Genomic DNA, 2,256 nt, shown 5'->3' on the forward strand with positions numbered 1-2,256 from the left:
GGATCCGAACTCTTCGGCATCCCCAATACCTAGAAACTATCCCGGCGGCGCAAAAAGTGTCGATGGGGACGCCTCCCCATGAAGCAGTCCCCACCCTGGCGGGGCCCGTCAGGTGCGAGACGTCATGAAGGCCCGGTCCCCTCGGGGACCGGGCCTTCATGCCAAGGAGCGGCGCTTCGCCGAACCCCCTGCTTCCCTCCCTGTGGGAGGGAAATCTCCCCGCTCAGCTCGTCGGAGGTCCGGCGACGCAGCCGTTGGCGACGAAGTGGCTTGCTTGAAGGATAGGCATGTGGCGCTCCGGGGCGCCCGAGTAGTAAGTACCCGCATTTTCCCCTGCGCACGGCACCGAGTACTCGAATTCCTTCGGAATGACCGCGCCGGAGCCGCTAAAAGAGTGCGCGGCAGCTTCCGGCGGGGGCTGCCCAATGCCGCCGGTGCGGCCTAGCATGAAGCCATGTGCCGCAATATCCATACACTCCATAACTTTGAACCGCGTGCCACCTCGGCCGAGGTCGAAGCCGCCGCGCTGCAGTATGTGCGTAAGATCAGCGGCAGCAACAAGCCGTCCAAGGCCAACGAGGACGCCTTCAACGAGGCCGTGCACCAGATAGCGCATGCCACGCAGCACCTGCTCGACTCCCTGGTCAGCCACGGCCCCGCCAAGAACCGCGAAGAGGAAGCCGCCAAGGCGAGGGCCCGCGCTGCGGTCCGCTTCGGCACGGCCTGAGGGCTGCCGCGGCCGCGCGGAATTGCCGGCTTAAACGTGGATGACCCCCTCAAATTTGGGCGTGTGATGTCTCAGGACATTGTGGACATTTCTGTCTCAGGACATTGTGGACACTTGGGTGGGTTGTTTCCGGGCTTTGACCTGGCGGGCCAGGCCGACGTGTAACTGGGCGGCCGGCCAGGGCGTGGTCGTGATCATGGTTCCTTCGGCATCGAAGATTTCCAGGTGTTCGTCGTGCCGGAGGATCGTGACTGTCTGTCCCTCCCACGCCTTCCCGAGAGTGAACGCGGTTTTTAGGTAGCTGAATCTCCCGTTCCTATTGGCGCTCCGGCGCTGGATGACCGTCCCGAACGGCTCTCGTCTCCCGTCAGGCTTCTCTGCCGGGAGGCGAGGCCGTTTCGGGATGATCGGCTCTGCCGGCGGAGCGATTTTCGGCAGCGTCTCATACAGCTGAGCTGGCGTGGTCCGTGGAGGCAGCGCCTGGTGGGAGCGGTGGCAGTTGTACCAGTCCCGGTACTCCTGCAGGATGCGTTCCAGGTCCTGGACCGTTCCCGGTTGCCGGGCGTTGACGAAGCGTTGCAGGGTTTGGTGGGCTCGTTCGACCTTGCCCTGCGACCGGGGGTGCCCGGGTCGTCCGGTGATCATCTTCACGCCCAGGTCGTTCAGGAAAGCCTGCAGCGCGGTGGTGCTCCCGTACCGTTCCCGGTTGAACGCCGAGCCGTTGTCCGTGTGCACCAGTACGGGGCGCCCGTAGGCCCGGATCGCCCGGCGGAAGGCTTCAGTCACCACTGCTGAGGATTCCGAGGCGCCCGCGTGCAAGGTGATGTTGTAGCGGGTGCAGTCATCGAGGGTTTCCACGATCGTTACCTTCTGCCCGTCAGCGAGGGCGACCTCGAGTCCGTCGGACTGCCACCGTTGGTTCGGGTACTGCGAACGGATCCTTTGGTGTGATTGTTTGGGCCGTTTGCGTTTGTTCCGTTCCGTGAGTTGCTCACGGGCCAGGATCCTGGCGATCGTGGCCCGGGAAGGCAGCGGAGCGAACCCTGACCGTGTCATCACATCGAGGATCGATAAGGGTCCGTGATCCTTGCCTTCCGAACTGAGCCGGCGCCGTGTTGCGATCACCGTTGCGTGGACGGATTCGGGCATCCTGGCCGGGCTGTGATGCGGACGGGTGGTGGCTTTGACCGATGCCTGATCACCGCTCAAAGCCACCTTGGCCCGGACACCGTGGAACCAGGACCTGGACACTCCATGCCGCTGGCAGAACTCTTCCACCGCACCACGCGGAGCGTCCAGCGGCCACTCAACTACCTGCTGACGAACACGATCAGGAATCCGACTCATGAACGGATCGTCCACGATGTCCTGAGACATCAAGAGTGTCCACTATGTCCTGAGACAGAAATGTCCACAATGTCCTGAGACATGACACCCTCAAATTTGAGGGGGTCATCCACGTTTCGGCCGGTAATCCGGCCGGAGCGGTTGTTGGCCGGAGGCGGTTGTTAGCCCTGGGAGGCCTGTTC

Annotated in this window: 2 protein-coding genes; one reads left to right on the forward strand and one right to left on the reverse strand. The window is 63.3% G+C overall.

Annotation, left to right across the window (positions count from 1 at the left end; translation table 11 throughout):
* Positions 1-454 precede the first annotated feature (454 nt).
* Positions 455-727, forward strand: a complete 273-nt coding sequence (locus BLP88_RS18530) for a DUF2277 domain-containing protein (protein ID WP_074591667.1) — start codon at positions 455-457, stop codon at positions 725-727.
* A gap of 96 nt (positions 728-823) precedes the next feature.
* Here the strand turns inward: BLP88_RS18530 and BLP88_RS18535 are convergent, their stop codons facing one another.
* On the reverse strand, positions 824-2,104 hold the full coding sequence (locus tag BLP88_RS18535) for a DDE-type integrase/transposase/recombinase (protein WP_084111367.1): 1,281 nt from the start codon (positions 2,102-2,104) through the stop codon (positions 824-826).
* Positions 2,105-2,256: the final 152 nt, after the last annotated feature.

The organism is Arthrobacter cupressi (assembly GCF_900099975.1).
In the GTDB taxonomy this organism is placed as follows: Bacteria; Actinomycetota; Actinomycetes; order Actinomycetales; family Micrococcaceae; genus Arthrobacter; species Arthrobacter cupressi.